Below are 453 nucleotides of genomic sequence, written 5' to 3'. Positions count from 1 at the left end.
GAGCAACGACCGCCCCGCCGCTATGGCGATGACCGGGCTCCGCGTCGCTTCGATGACGAACGCCCTCCGCGTCGTTTTGAAAACGACCGACCACCGCGTCGCTTCGATGATCGTCCGACACGTCCGCAAAGGCCCGAGCGCGAGCGTGAGGAACGCGCTCCGCGTCATGCCGAGGAGCAGCCACCACGCCAGGCCGCGCAAACCGAATCCAGCGGGCTGGTCCGTCTGTCCAAACGCATGTCCGAACTGGGTCTGTGCTCTCGCCGCGAGGCCGACGAATGGATTCCGCGTGGCTGGGTGCTGGTGGATGGCGAGCCGGTCACCGAACTGGGGTCGCGCGTCAAGCCGGATGCGATCATCGAAATCCACCAGTCAGCGCGATCCGATCGAGGCGAGCGCGTCACCGTGCTGATGCACAAGCCGGTCGGCTACGTTTCGGGCCAGGCGGAAGAC

1 protein-coding gene is annotated in these 453 nt (G+C 66.4%); it reads left to right on the top strand.

The features are described from left to right. The coding region (locus D7X12_RS45745) for a S4 domain-containing protein (RefSeq protein ID WP_279637307.1) at nt 1–453 on the top strand (453 nt) is incomplete at both ends.

The organism is Corallococcus sicarius (assembly GCF_003611735.1).
In the GTDB taxonomy this organism is placed as follows: Bacteria; Myxococcota; Myxococcia; order Myxococcales; family Myxococcaceae; genus Corallococcus; species Corallococcus sicarius.
This window is presented reverse-complemented; position numbering and strand designations above follow the sequence as displayed.